15 protein-coding genes are annotated in these 18357 nt (G+C 69.8%); 5 read left to right on the plus strand and 10 right to left on the minus strand.

Features of this window, described 5'->3' with window-relative positions:
* The first annotated feature begins 52 nt into the window (after window positions 1-52).
* A complete protein-coding gene (locus NAM01S_RS01670; protein WP_067778200.1) occupies window positions 53-676 on the plus strand; it encodes a YdcF family protein in 624 nt (207 codons plus the stop codon).
* Between the two features lie 43 nt (window positions 677-719).
* Window positions 720-1655, plus strand: a complete 936-nt coding sequence (locus NAM01S_RS01675; protein ID WP_084482264.1) for an FAS1-like dehydratase domain-containing protein — start codon at window positions 720-722, stop codon at window positions 1653-1655.
* Between the two features lie 13 nt (window positions 1656-1668).
* On the opposite strand, the gene NAM01S_RS01680 is transcribed toward NAM01S_RS01675, so the two are convergent.
* Genes NAM01S_RS01680 through NAM01S_RS01695 form a run of 4 tightly spaced genes read right to left on the minus strand, consistent with a single transcriptional unit; the run spans window position 1669 to window position 5763 of the window.
* Complete coding sequence (locus NAM01S_RS01680) at window positions 1669-2691, minus strand: LLM class flavin-dependent oxidoreductase (protein WP_067778202.1); 1023 nt, start codon at window positions 2689-2691, stop codon at window positions 1669-1671.
* 44 nt (window positions 2692-2735) lie between these two features.
* On the minus strand, window positions 2736-3785 hold the full coding sequence (locus NAM01S_RS01685; protein ID WP_067778203.1) for an alpha/beta hydrolase: 1050 nt from the start codon (window positions 3783-3785) through the stop codon (window positions 2736-2738).
* Window positions 3782-4732, minus strand: coding sequence for an acyl-ACP desaturase (locus tag NAM01S_RS01690; protein WP_067778204.1), 951 nt, complete (start codon window positions 4730-4732; stop codon window positions 3782-3784). The genes NAM01S_RS01685 and NAM01S_RS01690 overlap by 4 nt, the downstream gene beginning before the upstream one ends.
* A 59-nt stretch (window positions 4733-4791) precedes the next feature.
* Window positions 4792-5763 carry an RsbRD N-terminal domain-containing protein gene (locus NAM01S_RS01695; RefSeq protein ID WP_067778205.1) on the minus strand — a complete coding sequence of 324 codons (972 nt, stop codon included), beginning with the start codon at window positions 5761-5763 and terminating at the stop codon, window positions 4792-4794.
* A 431-nt stretch (window positions 5764-6194) separates the two neighbouring features.
* Here NAM01S_RS01695 and NAM01S_RS01700 point away from each other — a divergent pair, with 431 nt between their 5' ends.
* Window positions 6195-7745, plus strand: coding sequence for an acyl-CoA carboxylase subunit beta (locus NAM01S_RS01700; protein ID WP_067778206.1), 1551 nt, complete (start codon window positions 6195-6197; stop codon window positions 7743-7745).
* A gap of 253 nt (window positions 7746-7998) precedes the next feature.
* On the opposite strand, the gene NAM01S_RS01705 is transcribed toward NAM01S_RS01700, so the two are convergent.
* Both NAM01S_RS01705 and NAM01S_RS01710 read right to left on the minus strand, forming a co-directional pair.
* Complete coding sequence (locus NAM01S_RS01705) at window positions 7999-8601, minus strand: Rv1733c family protein (protein WP_067778207.1); 603 nt, start codon at window positions 8599-8601, stop codon at window positions 7999-8001.
* Complete coding sequence (locus NAM01S_RS01710; RefSeq protein WP_067778208.1) at window positions 8598-9257, minus strand: TetR/AcrR family transcriptional regulator; 660 nt, start codon at window positions 9255-9257, stop codon at window positions 8598-8600. Before NAM01S_RS01710 ends, NAM01S_RS01705 begins: the two co-directional genes overlap by 4 nt.
* 446 nt (window positions 9258-9703) lie before the next feature.
* Between NAM01S_RS01710 and NAM01S_RS01715 the strand changes: the two genes are divergently transcribed.
* Window positions 9704-11809 (plus strand): AMP-binding protein, encoded by a 2106-nt coding sequence (locus NAM01S_RS01715; protein WP_067778209.1) that lies wholly within the window; start codon window positions 9704-9706, stop codon window positions 11807-11809.
* Window positions 11810-11844: 35 nt separating this feature from the next.
* Here the strand turns inward: NAM01S_RS01715 and NAM01S_RS01720 are convergent, their stop codons facing one another.
* Window positions 11845-12789, minus strand: coding sequence for a Sco1979 family transcriptional regulator (locus tag NAM01S_RS01720; protein WP_084482266.1), 945 nt, complete (start codon window positions 12787-12789; stop codon window positions 11845-11847).
* 303 nt (window positions 12790-13092) lie between these two features.
* On the opposite strand from NAM01S_RS01720, the gene NAM01S_RS01725 reads away from it, so the two are divergent.
* Window positions 13093-14304: a hypothetical protein gene (locus tag NAM01S_RS01725; protein WP_067778211.1), complete on the plus strand. Its 1212-nt coding sequence runs from the start codon at window positions 13093-13095 to the stop codon at window positions 14302-14304.
* 6 nt (window positions 14305-14310) lie between these two features.
* Here the strand turns inward: NAM01S_RS01725 and NAM01S_RS01730 are convergent, their stop codons facing one another.
* The 3 genes from NAM01S_RS01730 to NAM01S_RS01740 form a co-directional block, all read right to left on the minus strand.
* On the minus strand, window positions 14311-15363 hold the full coding sequence (locus NAM01S_RS01730) for a fused (3R)-hydroxyacyl-ACP dehydratase subunits HadA/HadB (protein ID WP_067778212.1): 1053 nt from the start codon (window positions 15361-15363) through the stop codon (window positions 14311-14313).
* 47 nt (window positions 15364-15410) lie between these two features.
* Window positions 15411-16820, minus strand: a complete 1410-nt coding sequence (locus NAM01S_RS01735) for a lipase family protein (protein WP_067778213.1) — start codon at window positions 16818-16820, stop codon at window positions 15411-15413.
* 212 nt (window positions 16821-17032) lie between these two features.
* Window positions 17033-18247, minus strand: coding sequence for a lipase family protein (locus NAM01S_RS01740; protein ID WP_067778214.1), 1215 nt, complete (start codon window positions 18245-18247; stop codon window positions 17033-17035).
* Window positions 18248-18357 lie beyond the last annotated feature (110 nt).

The raw sequence follows: 18357 nt of genomic DNA on the forward strand, positions 1-18357 counted from the left end.
GCGAGGTTTCCCGCCATCGAAGGCCACTCGATGGCTAATCGATGGAGATGCCATGTTGCAGAAGATGTTTCCGCGAGCGCGGTTCCACCGCGGCACGGTGCGCGCCCTGCTCGGCGTCGCGACGGCGGCGACCGCATTGCTGCATGCCCCGTGCGCGCTGGCCGACGGCGGCACCGGTTCGGCCTCGGCTTCCGCGCCGCCGCCCCACCTGGCCTCGGCGCTGCCCGCGCTGGGTTTTCGCGGCCCCGACACCGCGGTCGTGGTGCTCGGTTACGGCCTGCTCCCCGACGGCGGGATGCGCCAGGAACTGCTCGCGCGCCTGCACGCCGGCTTCGTGCAGGCGCTGCTCGCTCCCGCCTCGCCCGTCATCGTGACCGGCGGAAATCCGCGCAACGGCGTCACCGAGGCGCGGGCGATGGCGGATTGGCTTATCGCGCGCGGCATTCCGGCCGAGCGGGTGATCGTCGAGCCGGACGCGGCGTCGACGGCGCAGAACGCCGAGCACTCGGCCAGGATCATGCGCGACATCGGCGCCAGGGACGCGGTGGTCGTCACCTCGGCCGATCACATCGACCGCGCGGTGCGCGATTTCTCCGGCGCCGGGGTGGACGTCGTCGCCACCGTGACACCGGATCAGGTGCCGGTGCTGGCCTCCCCCTTCGGTCCGCCCGCCTGACGGCGATCCCATTCCCGACGGCACGGCAATTCTGGAGCAAAATATGACCGATCTCGCCACACCCCTGTCCCGCAACGAATCACCGTCATATCACGACCTCCCGACAGCATGGCGCGGTGTGGTGCGCGAAGGGGCAATACGCGAATTCGCGCGCGCCGTCCGCAATTTCCATCCGGCGTTCCTCCGCGCCGACGCCGCGCACCGGCTCGGGCATTCCGGGCTCGTCGCCCCGCCGACGTTCGCCACCGTATTACTCGGCCATGTATACCGAGAATTGCTCGATTCCCCGCGCATGGGCGCTCGAGCGCCGCGCGTCCTGCACGCCGATCACGTACTCGATCTGGCCAGACCGCTGCTGGCCGGTGACCGGCTGGACTGCCGGGTGCATGTCGAATCCTCGTGCTACTTCTCGGACTACGAAGTTCTCACGATCAGGAGCGCGCTGGTCGACAGGACAGGTCGCGCGGTGCACACCGGTACGACGACGGTCCTGGGGCGGGTACGAGCAGTCACCGCGTCGGGCATCGGGGAGGTCTTCGCCGACCGGCCATGGACCGAGCACGCGATACCCGGCGCTGATTGCCGAACACCTTGTACTGCGGTGGGTTTCGAATCTCTCGCGGTTGGCGACGAACTGCCGGTCCAGCTGCTCGAGGTGTCCGCGGCGGATCTGGCCGAGTACTCCGCCGTGACCGGTCTGCCGAGCGCCGAGCCGCCGGGCATGTACGAACTCGGCCTCGCCACGGGCTATCTCACCGATTGGCTCGGCGATCCCGCCGCCATCACCAGGCTCCGCACCCAGGTCGCCCCCGGCGTCCATAGCCTGCGCGTCCGGCCAGGACAGCGGGTGCGCCTCGCCCTCCGTGGCCGGATCACCGCGCTGGATCTACGCCATCGCGCCGCCACCCTCGCGGTGGACCTGCGTTGCGAGGGTCGTCGGCTGTTCGGGTACGCCGCGGTCGAGGCGCGATTCCGCTGAGGTGCCAGGAGTCTTACGCCGCCCGCCGCCCGGCGGCGGGGAGCAACCCGGTGAGCCGCGCCAGCCGCCGGTGCGACTCGAGCCGCGCGGCGCGATCGTAGGTGCTGGTGTGCACCAGGATCTCGTCCGCTCCGGTCCGGAGGACAAGCCGCTCCAGCGCCTCGGCCACCTCGTCCTCGGTGCCGTGGATCTGATCGCGCATCGATTCCGCGACCAGGCGCCGCTCGCGTTCGGTCATGGGCGCCGATTCGATCTCCTCCGGCGGCAGCAACACCGGGAACTCGCCGCGGGTGCGCGAGTACGCGCTCGACCAGGCCTCCGGCAGCAGCATCCTGCGCGCTTCCTCGGTGCTGTCGGCGATCAGGACGGTGCCCGAGACGACGACGTAGGGCGCGCTCCCCCAAGCTGTTTCACGGAATCCCGCGCGATAGCGTTCGATCGCCTCGACCATCCGATCGGTCCCCGCCACCGCCGCGACGACCAGCGGCAACCCGAAGCGCGCGGCGCGGTCCGCCCCGGTGCCGGTGGCCAGCAGGAACGCGGGCACCCGCAGCCCCTCCGCGGGCCACGCGTGCACACCCTGCCTGCCGTGCGCGAAGTAGTCGAGCAGCGCGGCGAGTTGGTCGTCGAAATCGTCGGCGTCGGCCTTGCCGTGCCCGAGCGCGCGGCGCACCCCGTCGGTGAAGCCGACCGACCGGCCAAGGCCCATGTCGATCCGCCCCGGGTGGAGCGATTCCAGCACACCGAACTGTTCGGCGACCACAAGCGGCTGATGGTTCGGCAGCATCACCCCGCCGGTGCCGATCCGGATGCGCGAGGTCGCGGCGGCCGCCGCGGCGGCGAGCACGGTGGGGGCCGACCCGGCGACGCCGGGCACGCTGTGGTGCTCGGACACCCAGAACCGGTGATAACCCCACTGCTCGGCCAGCCGCGCGAACTCGACCGTCTCGCGCAGCGCCGCGGGATGCGACTGCCCGCGCCGCACCCGCGAGCGGTCCAGGACGGAGAAGCGAACGGAAGGCAGTGCCGCGGTCATACCCGATGTCAACGCGCCCGCCGCTCGCCCATTCCACCGCGACGTCAGCTCTCGGGTACCCCCAGCGCCTTGGCAAGCACCCGCCAGGCGCGCGGCAGCTGCGCCTCGAAGTCCGGCCAGGTGTGCATGCCCGCGTCCGAGTACTCGACCTCGGCCGGAATCCCCAGTTCGGCGAGCCGGCCGGCGAACCGTTCGGTGCACGCCCTGGCGCCTGCCTCGAGCGCTGCGCCTCCCCCGGCAAGGCGCAGCGCGTCGACGACCGACGGCGCCGCCGCCACCGCGGCCAGATCGGCATCGGTGGGGGCGCCCGAGGCGGCGGACAGGTAGATGGCGGTGCCGCGCAGCTTGTCCGCGCCGAGCAGGCTGTCGTGGGCCGCCCACTCGGGGGAACTCGGTGGGCCCCAAAGATTTTCCACGTTCCCGCCGCGCGAGGCCACCGTGATCGTGGTGACCGCGTGACCGAGCGGATCGGCGGTGGAATAGCAGCCGCTCATTCCGGCGACCGCCAGATAGTGGCCGGGATGGCGCTGCGCGAGCATCATCGCCGCCTGCGCGCCCATCGAGACGCCCGCGATGGCGCGCCGACCGTCGGCCTTCAGCAGCGATTCCACGATCGGCGGCAGTTCCTCGGTGAGGAAGGTCTCCCAGCGGTTGAGCCCCAGCGCGGCGTCGTGGCGCTGCCAGTCGCTGTACATGCTGCCGGTGCCGCCGGTGGTGAGCACCACGTCGACCGGTTTGTCCGCGAAGAACTGCTCCGCGCCGCCCTTCGTGAGCCAGCCGGAGGTCGGTTCGCCGTCGACGCCGTCGAGCAGGTACAGCGTCGGGCGCGGGCCAGAGCCCGAGCCGCGCAGGACGTCGACCTCGATGACCCGGCGCATCGCGGCGGAGGCGATGTGCAGGCGGTCGCGGCGCGGGCCGAGGCTCTCGATGGTCAGCAGACCGGTCCTGGTCATCTTCGGATCGACCGCGGGCGCCTGGGTCGGCGCGGCCATCGGACTCGTGGGCGCGGCGAGCACTTCGGCCAGTACGGGCGCGGCGGTCGCGGCGGCGAGCACGGCCAACGCCGCCGCGGTGCTGGAGACTCGTCTGCTCATGAACTCGCGGCGACTCGCTCGGCCCGGCGGGCCGCGGCCCGTTCCCGCTGTTCCTCGAAGCGCAGCGCCCGCTGCTCCAGGTCCGCCAGGAAGGCGTGCAGCTCGTCGCGGGCCCGCTCCCCGTCGCCGGACAGGTCCGTCCGCTCGAAGACGTTCCACGCGCGCAGCACGGGCCGCACCACGACATCCAGGTGCTGGCGCAGATCGTAGATGCCGTGCTTGGCCAGCAGCACGGCGTTGCGGCGGAAGTTGGGCTGCGTCAGACCGGGCATCTGGAACCCGGTGACGATGTCGGTGATCGCGCGCAGCATCGCGTTGGGCGTGAGGTCGAGGGCCGCGGCGCTCAGATTGCGATAGAAAATCATATGCAAGTTCTCGTCGGCTGCGATTCGTTGCAGCATACGCTCCGCGAGGGGGTCCTCGCACGCGGCCCCGGTATTCCGATGACTGATCCTGGTCGCCAATTCCTGCAACGTCACGTATGCCACCGAACGCAGGAACTGCGGTCCCTTGACGGGTTTCGCGACGCCGGTCGTCATGTGCCGCATTCGCGCCGCCTCCAAAGCGACCGGATCCACCGCGCGGGTCACCACCAGATAATCGCGCATCACGATGGCGTGGCGATTCTCCTCGGCGGTCCAGCGGCCGACCCAGGTGCCCCAAGCGCCGTCCAGCGAAAAGGATTCCGAGATCTCCCGGTGATAGGAGGGAAGATTGTCCTCGGTGAGCAGATTCGTGATCATCGCGACCTGGGCGACTTCGGACAGCCGGGATTGACCCGGCTCCCAATCGATTCCGCCGAGTGCGGCGAAATTGCGGCCCTCGTCCCACGGGATGTAGTCGTGCGGCTGCCAGGCTTTCGCCTTGCGGAGATGGTCGTCGAGGAGACGCTCCGCGACCGGTTCCAGTTCGCGCAGCAGGTCCAGATCGGTCGACGCGGTGGTCACTGGTCAACTCCTTGCCCGCCTCGAACATCCGAGGCGTGTTCGACGATAAGGCCGAAAACTCAGGCCGAGCGCCCCATTCGCGGTTTGTTGGGCGAGGTGACTACCGCCCCTGTGGCCTGCTGGGGCCCGTCACAACCGATCGTTTTCCCCAGGTCCGCCATGGGATACAGGCCGGGAGGGCGGTTCGCCGCCCTGATCCGGCCGAGCAGATCGTGCGCGCGTCCGGCGAGTTCCGGTATGCGGCAACGAGGTCCGGCCGTGACCGTGGCCGTCAGCGGAACCTCCGCGGCCTCGCTCACCACCTCGAGCACCTCGGCCGTCATGGCCAACGGCGTGAACGCGGAGGTCTCGTCGATCGGCACGAGCACGGTGCCGCCCTCGGTGGACAGCAGCGACAGCGCCCGCGAGCCGAGCGGATCGGCCAGGGCGGCCTGCACCCTGCGCAGTTTCCTGCGCCCCGCCGTCGCGCCGCCGCCGGGACGCAGCTCGTCGCTGTGCTGCGGGATCGACACGGCGACCACCTGGTAGGACGGCGCGATACTGATGCCGGTCTGCTTGGCGAGCTGGGCGACGCCGTGCCCGCTGAGCAGGGCCGAGACGAGGGTCTGCGCCGCCGTCTGGTGCTCCTTGGCGACCAGCCGGTGTTCCTCGACGTAGGCCGTCGACGCCCCCACCGTCACCATCTCCAGCGCGCGCACGATCAACCGGGCGCCCGCCACCAGCTGATCGGAGTCGCCGCCGCTGGCCGCGAGAAATTCCAATCCGGAACGAATACCGTCGTGATACGCCCCGAGCACCGTTTCCAGCGCGACGCCTTCGCGCGCCCAGCGCATCGCGCTTCCCGCGATCTCCGCCGGTTGTGGAGCGGCCGGAAAAGCGCCGGGTTCCAGCACTTCCACCGCCTCGGCCAGACAGTTCCGCGTTATCGTCGCGAGATCACCGTGCGGCACTCCGCGCGGCCGATATCGCAGATGTTCCACGAGTCTCGCATGTAGGGTCTTGGTGCCCGACCCGGCCTGTGTGCCCGCCATGACTGTCGAACAGTAGCGGCGATCGCGGCGAAATCCCGGCGCGTTACCGAGTTCCGGGCATTTCATCAGGCCGCACCCGGGGTGTTGGGCGTAATCACAAGCAGATCACGGCCTTTCGCGCGGCGGACCGTGTGCGCGAAGGCGCTGCCGACACCTTCGTACGGTACCGGTTGGAATTGTCGGGCGTCCGTACGCACGGTCCACCGAATATTTTCCGGGACGGTCGGCGAATTCCGCAGGGCACCCGTAACTCGGAGCGGCCGGGAAGCGATAGGACATCCGACCAAGAGCGCGGTATCGCCCGCTGGGAGTTGTCGGATGAGTAGGGTGGCCCCTAGTGTGCCGCACGTCTCATCACCGATAGCATCGAGCGCCGCGCCTCCGTACCGCGGACCGGGCGCCACGTCGAGTGCGAAGGACTACACGGACATATGACCGGTACGCGAGAAAAGCTGGAGCAGCTCCGGGGCATCCTGGAGCTCGCCGAGGAACCCGCGGGCGAGGCGGGGATCGCCAAACGCAAGGCCAAGGAGATCCCCAGCGCCCGCGAGCGGGTCCGCATGCTGCTCGACCCCGGTAGCTTCGTGGAGATGGGCGCGCTGATGCGCCAGCCGGGCGCGGGCAACGCGATGTACGGCGACGGCGTGGTCACCGGCCGCGGATACATCGACGGCAGGCCCGTGGTGGTGATCGCGCACGATCAGACCGTGCACGGCGGCTCGGTCGGCGAGATGTTCGGCCGCAAGGTCGCCGCGGCCATGGAGTTCGCCTACGAGAACGCCTGCCCCGTGATCGCGATCAACGACTCGGGCGGCGCGCGTATCCAGGACGCGGTCGCCTCGCTGGCCTGGTACGCGCTGATGTGCCGTCGTCAGGAGGACCTGTCCGGCTTCGTGCCGCAGGTGGCGATCATGCTCGGCAAGTGCGCGGCCGGTTCGGTGTACGGCCCGGTCAACATGGACGTGCTGGTCGCGACCGACAAGTCCTACATGTTCGTCACCGGCCCCGAGGTCATCAAGGCGGTCACCGGGGAGAGCGTGAGCGCGGAGGAGCTCGGCGGCGCGGCCGTGCAGGCGCGCACCGGCACCGTGCACCACGTCGCGAGCAGCGAGCGCGCCGCGTTCGACTGGGTGCGAGAATACCTCGGCTACCTGCCCTCCAGCTGCCTGGAGCAGCCGCCGATCGTCAACCCGGGGCTGGAGCCGGAGATGACCAAGCACGACCTCGAGCTGGACTCGATCATCCCGGACGCGGACAAGGTCGGCTACGACATGCACGACATCCTCGTGCGCATCTTCGACGACGGCGCCTTCCACGAGGTCAGCGCCGGTACCGCGCAGAATCTGATCACCGGCTTCGCGCGGGTGGACGGGCGCAGCATCGGCGTGATCGCCAACCAGCCGATGGTGCTCGGCGGCGCGCTCGACGCGCAGTGCTCGGACAAGGCCACCCACTTCATCCGCCTCTGCAACGCCTTCGGCCTGCCGCTGGTGTTCGTGGTGGACACCCCCGGCGTGCTGCCGGGCATCGAGGAGGAGCGCAGCGGTGTCATCAAGCGCGGCGGGCGATTCTTCCGCGCGGTGATCGAGGCGACCGTGCCGATCGTCACCGTCGTGACCCGCAAGGCCTACGGCGGCGGCTACGCGGTGATGGGCTGCAAGCAGCTCGGCGCCGACATCAGCCTGGCCTGGCCGACCGCCCGGATCGCGGTGATGGGCGCCGAGAGCATGGTCGGCATCATCGGGCGCAAGCAGCTGGAGGCGACGCCCGCCGAGCAGCGCGCCGAGGTGCGCCAGCAGATGATCGACTTCTACAACGCCACCATGGCCACGCCGTGGATCGCCGCCGAGCGCGGCTACATCGACGCGGTGATCGAGCCGTCGCAGACCCGCCTGGAGATCCGCAAGGCGCTGCGGCTGCTGCGCGACAAGGACCCCAAGCCGAAGCACAACCCGCGCAAGCACAGTCTCTTCCCCGTGTAACCGAAACACACCGGTTGTGCTGTCTCACAACACATCCGATGGGGTGTGGTGGGATCGCCGGATGTTCCGCGAGGCGGGGACACCGGGCGATCCCATCGCCTAATCTCGGATCTGTGTCCGGCCCTACGTTCGCCGCGCAGCGGCCGGACACAGTGGCGTGCCTGCCGTGGTTTGTTCCCTACCCTTACCCGGCGGGCACGCCGCACTTCGTCACCCGATAGGCACGCCGCACGTCGTCACCGGGCCGCGCGAGTCAGACCGCGCCGCGGCCGCCCCAGGTGAGACCCACTGTCGCCCACTCGGTTTCCCACAGCCGCGCCCGCCTGCGGTCCAGGCTCGCGCGCAGCAGGTAGTAACCGGTCACGAAGCACACGAGTACCGCGCCTGCCACCGCGCTCGACAGCAGCACCGCGCGGCTCAGCGCCCGCGTCTCCGACGGCGGCTCCACGACCCGGCCGTCCGGATCGAGCCAGATGCTCACGGCGGCGCCGGGTTTCACCAAGGTACCGGAGCGATAGTCCTCGACACGGGTGACGCCCGCGCCGTCCACCCAGGACACCCGCGCCGGGGTGATCGGCGCGTACAGCGGCGCCTTGCCGACCTCGACCACGGTGGCGTCGACGCGGCGCAGTTCGGCCATCCGACTCTCGACCACCCGGGATTCCGTCTCGTAGACCCGGCCGCCGATCCCCATCGCGACCAGCGGGACGACGACGAGGAACAGCAGCGTCAACAGCATACCGACCCCGGATTGCAGCCGATCCTCTCTGCGCCGCATGGGATTTCGGTCCAAACCCAGCCGGCGGCAGGTCCGGCGCACGATGCCCGCCGATCCGACCGGACGTTCCTCGGTCATGACGCCGACTCCTCGTACTCGATGGTGTACTCGATGTCGTTCGCCACCCCGGCGAGGGTGTCGAAGAAGCCTTCGATGAGGTCGGGCAGGCCGGTCGGGTCCGTCCCGGCCGCCCAGGTCTGCAAGGCCGCGACGATGAGCCCGGAACACGCCGCGACGACGGTCGCCGGACGCAGATCCCGCGCCGGGTCGACGCCGAGACGGGCGGCCAGAATGCGCACCGATTCGCGCTGCCCCTCGTTGCGGATGCGCTGGTAGCCGGCCAGCAGGGCCGGTTCGTCGTCGAAGCGCTGGAACAGCGCCCAACGGCGGGCAAGCAGCCCGGCCCGCTCCCCGGTGTACTCGGCGGTCAGCCAATCGTGCACGGCGTTGCGGTAGGCCCGCAGCGGCGGCTCATGGGCCGGGCGGCAGGCCAGCGCCTCGTTCAGCAGGTGCATGTCCTGGTCGATGTCGCCGAGGATCGCCGCCTCGATGGACGGGAAGTGGCGGCTGAAGGTGCGGCGGGTGACGCCCGCCCGCTCGGCGATGTCCTCCACGCCAACTGCGGCCAGTCCCCGCTCGGTCAGCAGATCGAACGCGGCGCGCGACAGCGCCTCGCGGCTGCGCCGGGTGCGCAGCTTGCGGCCATCCAGGTCGACGGCGTCGTCGGTGCCCATGCGCTCATCGTACCAATATTGTCCCGACGGGACATTAGTTTCCGATCGCCACCTCACGTCGGAGCAGTACCCGCTGCCGAGCGCGCCGAACGACCCGAGAAGCGGGTGCCCGGCGTTCGCTTCGGCGATGACGACGACCAGCCTCCGAACCGGTGCGATCGGCGGAACGACAGTCCGGAACGCCGTCCGCTCATGACTTCTCACAAAGCTGTCCGAAATTGCCCGGGAACCGCCTTCGTGTGCATCTGGCGAAATCGCCGTCCCGCAAACCCGCCGACCCGACCCGAGTTGTGCTCGACCACAGTCGAATTCGCCGTGGAATAGGTCCGAAAACAGTTCCCTACCAGGCGAAATACCGGACTCTTGACCAGAATTGCGGCGGCAGCTACAAATGAAATCTCCGCCGACCCGAGCTGTTCGAACCGGCCGACGAGAATTGCAAGCCAGTGGTTACCGACGTCATCGATGTGACCGTGGAATTCCCGATCCCCCGCCAGTCGGTGTGGGACCTGCTCCGCGAGCCGCAGACCTACCCCCGCGTCTTTCCCGGAATCGGCGTGTGTGAACCGCTGGAATCCGCTGGCGGACATCAGATGCTGCGCTTCCGCGTCGGCACGGCCGAGCTCGGGGTCCGCACGCAGGTGATCCAGCTGCGGATCGGCCGCTGGTACGAAAGCCTCGAGCTGGTCAGCCCGACGCTGGGCAGCTTCGCCTCGATCCGCCTGCGCGGCACCGAGGAACGCACCCGCATCTCGGTCACCTTCTTCGGGCCCGGCCGCGTCCATCCGGCCGTCGCGAAGCTCGGCAACAGCGCGATCATCGGCTGGACCGAACGCGGCCTGCGCCGCATCGCCGACCTGGTGCGCGGCGCGACCACCTCGGTCGTTGTCAACGGCGAGAACTCACCCGTTCGCCGCCGCGCGGAGGTGGCGAGGCAGATGATGGCCACCGGCGTGGTCCGTGCCTCGCGTCCCGACCTCGGCTTCAAACAGCTGCGCAAGCTCTCCGAGTGGGGTTTCAACCTGGCGGGCGGTTACGCGGCGGCGGCCGCGTTCGCACCGGAGCGCACCGCACTGATCGACGCGCGGGGCCCGCGCACCTTCGCGGAGATGCACGAGCGCACCAACGCCATCGCGGGCGCCATGTCGATGCTCGGGCTGGCGGCGGGCGACGCCATCGGACTGCTGGCGCGCAACCACGGCGGGATGGTCGAGACCATGGTCGCGGCGGGCAAGCTCGGCGTCGACGTGGCGCTGCTGAACACCGGCCTGCCCGCACGGCGTATCGAGGAGGTGGTGCAGCGCGACAAGCTCACCGCGTTGTTCGTGGACGGCGAATTCGACCATCTCGTGCAGTACCTGCACGCCGATCTCCCGCGCTACGCCACCGACCGCGCGAAGCCGGTGCCCGGCCGAACCACCCTCGACGATCTCGCGGGCATGGGGCACAACGACTTTCGCAAGCCCGCCCACCACGGCAAGCTGATCGTGCTCACCTCGGGCACCTCCGGCACCCCGAAGGGCGCGCGCCGCCCGCACGCCAAGGGATTCAGCACCATCGCCGCGCTGCTGTCCCGTATTCCGCTGCGGATGGACGAGACCATGCTCATCCCCGCGCCGCTGTTCCACACCTGGGGCCTTGCCGCGCTGCAACTGAGCACCGCGCTGCGTTCCACGGTGGTCCTTCCCGAGCAGTTCGACGCCGAGGACTGCCTGCGCCTGATCGCCGAGCACCGGGTGAGCACGTTCATCGCGGTGCCGATCATGGTGCACCGCATCCTGGAGCTGCCCGCGCACGTCCGGGCTCGCTACGACACCTCCAGCCTGCGGGTGGTCGCCAGCTGCGGCGCCCCGCTCGCCGCGAGCACGGTGCTCGACTTCATGGACGCCTACGGCGACGTCCTCTACAACGTCTACGGCTCCACCGAGGTGTCCTGGGCGACCATCGCCGATCCCACCGACCTGCGCACCGCGCCGACCACCGCGGGCCGCCCGCCGCTGGGCACCAAGGTCGCGGTGCTCGGCCCGGACCGCAAGCCGCTGCCGGTCGGCGCGACCGGGCACATCTACGTCAGCAACCACATGCTCTTCGACGGCTATGTCAACGCCGCGCCGCCGGACGAGGCCGACGGCATGCTCGACACCGGTGATCTCGGCTTCCTGGACGCCACGGGCAAGCTGTTCATCGCGGGCCGGGACGACGAGATGATCATCTCCGGCGGCGAGAACGTCTTCCCGCGCCCGGTCGAGGAGGCGCTGGCCTATCTGCCGCAGGTCCGCGAGGTCGCGGTGGTCGGCGTCCCCGATCGGGAGTACGGCCAGCGCCTCGCCGCCTTCGTGGTGAAACGCGAAGGGGCGGGCCTGGATTCGGATATGGTCCGCAACTACATCCGCAATCGGCTGAGCCGATTCTCGGTGCCGCGCGACGTCACCTTCCTCAACTCGCTGCCACGTGGCGAGACGGGCAAGATCCTCAAGCGCCTGCTCACCGGCGGCCCCGAGGACGCCGCCAAGCACCCGATCATCGGGACGATCGCCCCCGGCTCGTTCTGACCTCTCGGAACCACGCCTCGCCGCATGTCTGTTGCTCAGCCCTGTCCGGTCGGCTCGTCCACGGTGGGTGGCTGCCGATCGCGCAGCGCTTCCAGCAGCCCGCGCGTGTATTGGGGCGGTGCGGCGTGCACGGAGAGCATGTTGGCGACGGCACGGTAGGCGGCGAGGTCGGATCGCTTGTCCAGATACAGCGCGCCGGTGAGTTGCTGGAGATAGACGATGTCGGGCAGATCGGACTCGGTGAAACGCAACATCGTGAAGGCGCCGTCGGCCAGCGCCGGGCCACCGACGTGATCGGCGAGCACCTGCAACGTGATGTTGGGCTGATCGGCCGCCTCCAGCAACCTGTCGAGCTGCTCGAGCCAGACCGCCGAGCCACCGATGCGCCTGCGCAACGCGGCCTCTTCCACGATCACCCAGATCCGGGGCGGTTCCGGCCGGGTGAGGATGTGCTGGCGGCGCATCCGCAGCGCTACCCGGCGCTCGATCGCCGCGAACGACTCGTTGGGGTGCGCAAGGGACAGCAGGGCCCGCGCGTAGTCGGCGGTCTGCAGCAGCTCGGGTACCGCCCTCGGCTCGTAGCAGCGGATCAACCTGGCCGCCTGCTCCAAGCCCAGATAGGTGTCGAACCACTTCGGCAGCCAGTCGATGTCGCGATGCCACCAGCCGGAGGCGTTGCCCTGCCTGGCGAGCTCGAGGAATTCCGCGCGCTCGGTCGGGTCCGTCACGCCGTAGAGCGCGAGCAGGTCGACCAGGTCGCGCTCGCGGAAACCGGTGCGGCCGAGCTCCAAACGGCTGATCTTGGAGTGCGATCCGCGGATCGCCTCCCCCGCGTCCTCGCGGGAGATGCCCGCGGCCTCGCGTAATCGCCGCAATCGACCGCCGAGCAGCATCCGCAACACCGTCGGACCACCGTCGGGGCCGGGATGCGTTCTGGGAAAGGAAGATTCGCCCGAGAGTCGCACTTCCGGAGCACTCATCCACCGATGATGCCACGAATCGCGGGCGACTCTCCAGGGCATACGATGGTGTCGTGCGGATGCACATGCAGCCGCACGTGCATCGGAGCCGAGCAACGGCCACGAGCCGGAGCCCCTTCCCGATGAGACGTGCACAATTCGGTCGCGCGTACGGCGCAGGCAACCGGCCCCGGCAATCGTCGCGCTAACGTTTCCGCGCATCCCACCGCTATATCGAGTGTGTGGCAGACAGGTCTCGGGCCCATCGGCACACCGGCCCGCGACGAATCGAGTAGGAGAGTCGTGTAGGCAGAGGTGATCGTTATGGCGACCGTGGGTGTTTCCGCGGACCGATCGACGGTTCGCGCGGTACTGCTCTCCAACCCGGCGGCGGACGAACCGCCGTCGGCCCCGCTCGAGGAGGTGGAGTGGGAGATCGGCGAGGCCACGGCGGCCGAGTCGATCGCGGCGGCCCTCGAACAGTTGGCCGACCGGACCCGCTCGCTCATCGAGAACATCGCGCTGACCTACCGCACCGTGGAGGAGCGGCGCGACATCGTCACGCATCTGGCCACCGGCCGATGGCGGACGTCCTCGCTCGTATCGGTGCGTGCGGCGCTGCTCGCCTACGTGCGGGAGGCCGCGGAGCTCGACCGATTCGAGACCATTCTGGTACTCGAGGTCGCCGACCGTGACCTGACCTTCATCCTCACCGACGCGGCGCGCTCGCGCATCATCGCCTCGGCGGCGTGGCGGGCCGGACCCGACCCCGCGGCCGAAGCGCTCGATCGCGTACGCCCCGCGCTGCTGGCCAAGGGCATGGCCCTGGACGCCGTTGTGCTGTGCGGTGCCCAAGGCGCCGCACCCGAGTTGCTGGACGATTTCGAGCGCGTTTTCGAGGTCCCCGCCGTCACCGTGGACGAGCGGTACACCGCCGCTGCGGTCGGCGCCGCCCGCATCGCGGCCGCTCAGCTGCCGCAAGATCCGGGTGGCGAACCGACCCCCGCGATCGCGACCGTCGAGCGACGGCGCGCGGGTGTCGCGCTTCCGCTCGGCGCGGCGGCGGTCGCGGTGCTCGCCGCATCGGGTATCGCGCTCTCGCGCGGCACCGACGAGGCGACGTGGACGCGCGAGGCGTACCAGCCCGCCCCGCCCGCCGCGGCGCCCGCCACCCCCGATACCGCGCGGCCCGACCCGGGGCCGCCGACCTACATCGAGGGCGCCCAGACACCGATCGCTCCCGCGGCCGACGCACCGGCGAACCCTGTCCGGCCTACGCCCGCCGAGGCGCGGCCGATCGACCCCGGCGACCCGGCCGACCCGTACGATCCGAACGACCCGCGTCCTTCGGAAACGCGCCCGCAGATACCGACGACCACGCATCATCCGGATCCGGCGGCGCTCGGGGCGCCGGACGACAACGGCCTGTTCCCCGGCGAATCACCGCCTCCCCCACCCGGTTCCGATCCCGCGCTCATCTCGGCGTGGCAGGCGAACCACCTGCGGCTGAACCAGCAATGGCTGCTCGGCGGGTGAGCCGAGTCAGGTGAGCAGGACGCGCGCGCTGCCCCGGCCGAACAACTTGCGGGCACCACACGTGGCGCCGACCCGCACGGTCGCTGCGCGGCGCGCCGTATCCAATTCCTTGACGCGGCCGCTGAATTCGATCGTGCTGTTCCGGTCCGCGGGCACCGGCGCGAAACCGGCGAAGCGCACGCCGTAGTCGACAACCGCGCCGGGATCGCCGAGCCACGAGGTCAGATATCCCGCCCCGAGGCCCATGGTCAGCAGCCCGTGCGCGACGACGTCGGGCAACCCGACCACCCCGGCGACCTCGTCACTGAAATGAATGGGGTTGGTGTCGCCGGAGACGCCCGCGTAGTTGACCAGATCGCCGCGCGAGAGCGCCACCTCGTGCGCGGGCAGTTCGTCACCGACGCGTAGCTCCTCGAAGCGGATCGGTCCGCGCCGATCGCTGTCGTCGAGCGCGTCCGGCGCAGCCGCCGCGCGCTCGGTGAGCCGAGCCGCACAGTGCTGCCGGGCGGCGCCGCCGCGCACCCCGAGCCCGTGGCCGCTCATCATCACGCCCGCCACCGCGGCGGCGAGATCGCCGTCCAGCTCGACGCCGGTCTGCGCGACGACGGTGCTGGACGTCGTCTGCAGCGGCCGCCCCGCGCCGTCGCTGAGCAGATTCCGGATGACGAGCAGATCCATCTCGCCGAACTGTCGGAACGACTCGAACGTGCACTCCGAGACCAGCTCGTCGCCCGCGACGATCGGGCGGTGCACCCGCACCCGCTGCTCGGTGTGCAGCACCTGGCTGACGTCGTAGCCCGTCAGTTCGGTCTCGAACAGCGTCCGCTGCATCTGTAACCACACGATCGCCGGGAAGGTCAGCGGCGCGACAAGTCCGGCGTAACCGAGCGATGCCGCGGCGTCCTCGCTCCAATGCGCCGGGTGATAGTCCTGCACGGCTTGGGCGAACTCGCGAATCTTCTCCCGGCCGACCTCGTAGTGGTCGGCGAGCCGGAAGTGCCGACCGACCAGCGCCGCGGCCTGCTCGGCGGCGGAGGGTGCGTCGATGTGCAGCGTCATACCTTTAGATCGCGCCGCGGCAGGTTCGCGCAACGTTCGCTGGAGCATCAGCATTCGTTCGGAGCCGGCACACCGCGCAAGCGCTCGTCCAGCCAGAGCAACGCCTCCGGGTAACCGGTGACCGCCCCGATCACATGCTCGCCGAGCACCCCGCGATAGACCGCGGTGACACCGAGCTCGCACTGTTCGCGGTAGAGGTTGCGCGCGCCTTCGGCCGGGATCCAGAACTCCTGGTCCCCGTTGTAGATGTAGAGCGGGACCGCCGAGGGCATGTCCTCCATGCGCGTCACGCGGTAGATCTCGGCGGCGAAATCCGAGCCGAGCGGATCGGGGAAGTTCGCGGCGATGTCGATGGGCAGCATGAGCACGCCGACCGCACCGAATGTGCTGCCGCACAGGTCTTTCACCGGTGAGGTCGCGATCCATTTGGCCAGGTTGTTCATCCGCGCCAGGATTTCCGGACGCTCCCTTCCGATGGCGAACACCGCGGCCATGAAGACCGCGGAGGCCAGATTGCCGTTCATGCTGCGCGCCAGGATCTCGTAGTCGGCGGGTACACCGCCCAGCGCGGCGCCGACCACGACCTCGGACAGCTCCGGCGCGTAGCCGTCGATCAGCTTGACCGCGCCGTGCGTGGCGATGGCGCCGCCGGAGTAGCCGAACATGGCGAAAGCGCTTGCGCCGAACTCCTCCGGCAGCAGACCGCGCACCGCGCGGATGCTGTCCAGCACCGCGTGGCCTGCGACATACGGTTCGGCGTAGGCCATCCACGGGCCCTCGTGATCGGGGATCAGCACCGCGTATCCGCGCAACACCGCCAATTGCGTTGTGGGCGGGAGGAAATCGGTGACGCTGGTGTTGTCGGTCCAGCCGTTGGCGAAGCTGTAACCAGGGGTGCAGTCGCGGCCGAGCGCGTCGATCGGGAGATTGTTGACCAGCACAGGGCGATCACCGGGACCGGTCCACGCACCGGCGGGCACGACCAGGGTCGCGGTGGCGAAGGACGGTCTGCCGTGCGCGTCGGTGGTGCGGTACTTCATCAGCAGCGCCTGGCGGAACGGCACGAGCACGAGCAAACCCGCCGTCGCGGTGACATCGCGGACCTCGACGATCTCGCCCGGCGCGTAGTCGGCGAGGCCGGGCGGCCACTGATCGAAGATCGGATCGCCAACCCCGGCGGGCAGCGAAGCCTCGTGCAGCGCGGCCAGTGTCGGCGAGACGCCCGCGGTCTCCAGCACCGCGCCGTCCTGGCGCGGCGTCGACACGATCGGAGGCGGCGGAATCACCCGGTCGATCCATTCCTGCACACCGGGCAGCAGCGATCCCGAAACATGGGGCACCGCGGGCAGTCCGGACAGATCGGGAAGGACGGGCGGTGCGGGCGGATCGGCGGCGGCCTGGCCCATCGCCGAAGCGACCAGCAGCGCCGTCAGGAGCAGGGCACGCAAAGATCTCATGGCACACGCCTTTGGGTGCGACGTCGGGTTCGCCTGGCGCCCTGGGAGATGCGGCCGTCGACCCCCGAATGCCCCTGGGGGCCAGGGACTCAGGCTAACCGGACGCGCCGAGGCGGCAGCCGGTTCGTGCCCGAGTTGTGCGTGTCATGACGCCGAATCGCAACAACCGAGCCGAATCCACCTGCCCCGAGGCGGATTCGGCTCGGCCGGAGTCAGCAGTTGCTCGGCGCCGGCTCGCCACGGAAGCGGGCGTCGAGCCAGCTCAGCGCGGCGGGGATGCCGAGAACGGCCGCGGTCAGGTGATCGGGCACCGGGATCTGCTCGGCCTGCACCGGCACGCCCGCGGCGCACCACCTGCGATCGGTGTTGACGATCGCGTCGACCGGAACCAATCCGTCGATCGGAGAATGCCATTCGAACACCGGCGTCCGCGGGACGCCGTCGTAGAGCTCGAGGCTGTTCTCCTCCACCACCGCGCGCGCGTCGCGGTCGTCGATCATCGAGGTCGTCTTCGCGAAGTCCATCGCGCCGCGCCCCGCGCCCGTCGCGATGATGTCGTTGGTGCAGCTGTTGGCGATGGCGTCGCGCGCGGCAATCCCGCGATCGTTGAGCTGATCGCTGAGCGGGAACCGCTCCGGATACTCGCGTTCCAAGCCGAGGCCCGCGGCCAGTGCGAGACCGAACACCGGATGCGAGCCGAGGCCGAGGCCCTCGAGCATCTTGACCAGGTTCATCGGCACCCCGCCCATCGCCGCGCCCGCGAGCTGGAGCTCCGGCGCGTACTCCGGCGCGAGCGCGGCCGCCCACGCGGTGGCCATTCCGCCGCCGGAGTATCCGACCATCGCGGTCGGGCTCTGCGCCAGCCGCAATTCGGACACCTGCTTGACCGCGCGGATGCCGTCCAGGGTGATCTGACCGCCCAATTTCGCGGCGCCGTAGGCGAACTGCGGTCCGAGGTGATCGGGCAGCGCCACGGTCCAGCCGCGCTGCAACAGCACGTTCCAGCCGGGCGCCTCGCGCACGATCAGATTCGGATCGCCGGTGTAGAGCACCCGGGAGACCGAGCACTCGGCGCCGAGCCCGTTGATGATGTGCTGGAAGGACAGCAGCGGGCCGTCCGCGCGGTGCGCCTTCGGGGTGAGCACCGTCGTGGTGGCCGCGATCGGTTTGCCCGTGGAGTTGGTCGAGCGGAAGCGCACCAGGGTGACCGTGGTGTCCGGGAAGATCAGCAGCGGCGGCATCTGGCGCACCGCGAGCACATCGCCGGGCTTCTTGTCGGCCAGATCCGGGGGCGCGGCATAGAACGGATCCGGGTCCGGCGCCGGATACAGCGGTTCGCCGTGGCTCGCTCCGGCCACCGCCACCACCATCAACACGCCGAGCGCCGCGGCTCCGAGCGCGCGCACCGAACGTAAGGCCTTCCTCATGGACTGCGCCTCCCCAGTGGGTCCAACGTTGGAGATCATCCTGAACACTGCCCGGTCGGCATGGCAAAAATGACAAGCAACGTGTTGACTTCTCACAAGTTTGTGCAGGA

It is taken from the genome of Nocardia amikacinitolerans NBRC 108937, assembly GCF_001612615.1.
GTDB lineage: Bacteria > Actinomycetota > Actinomycetes > Mycobacteriales > Mycobacteriaceae > Nocardia > Nocardia amikacinitolerans.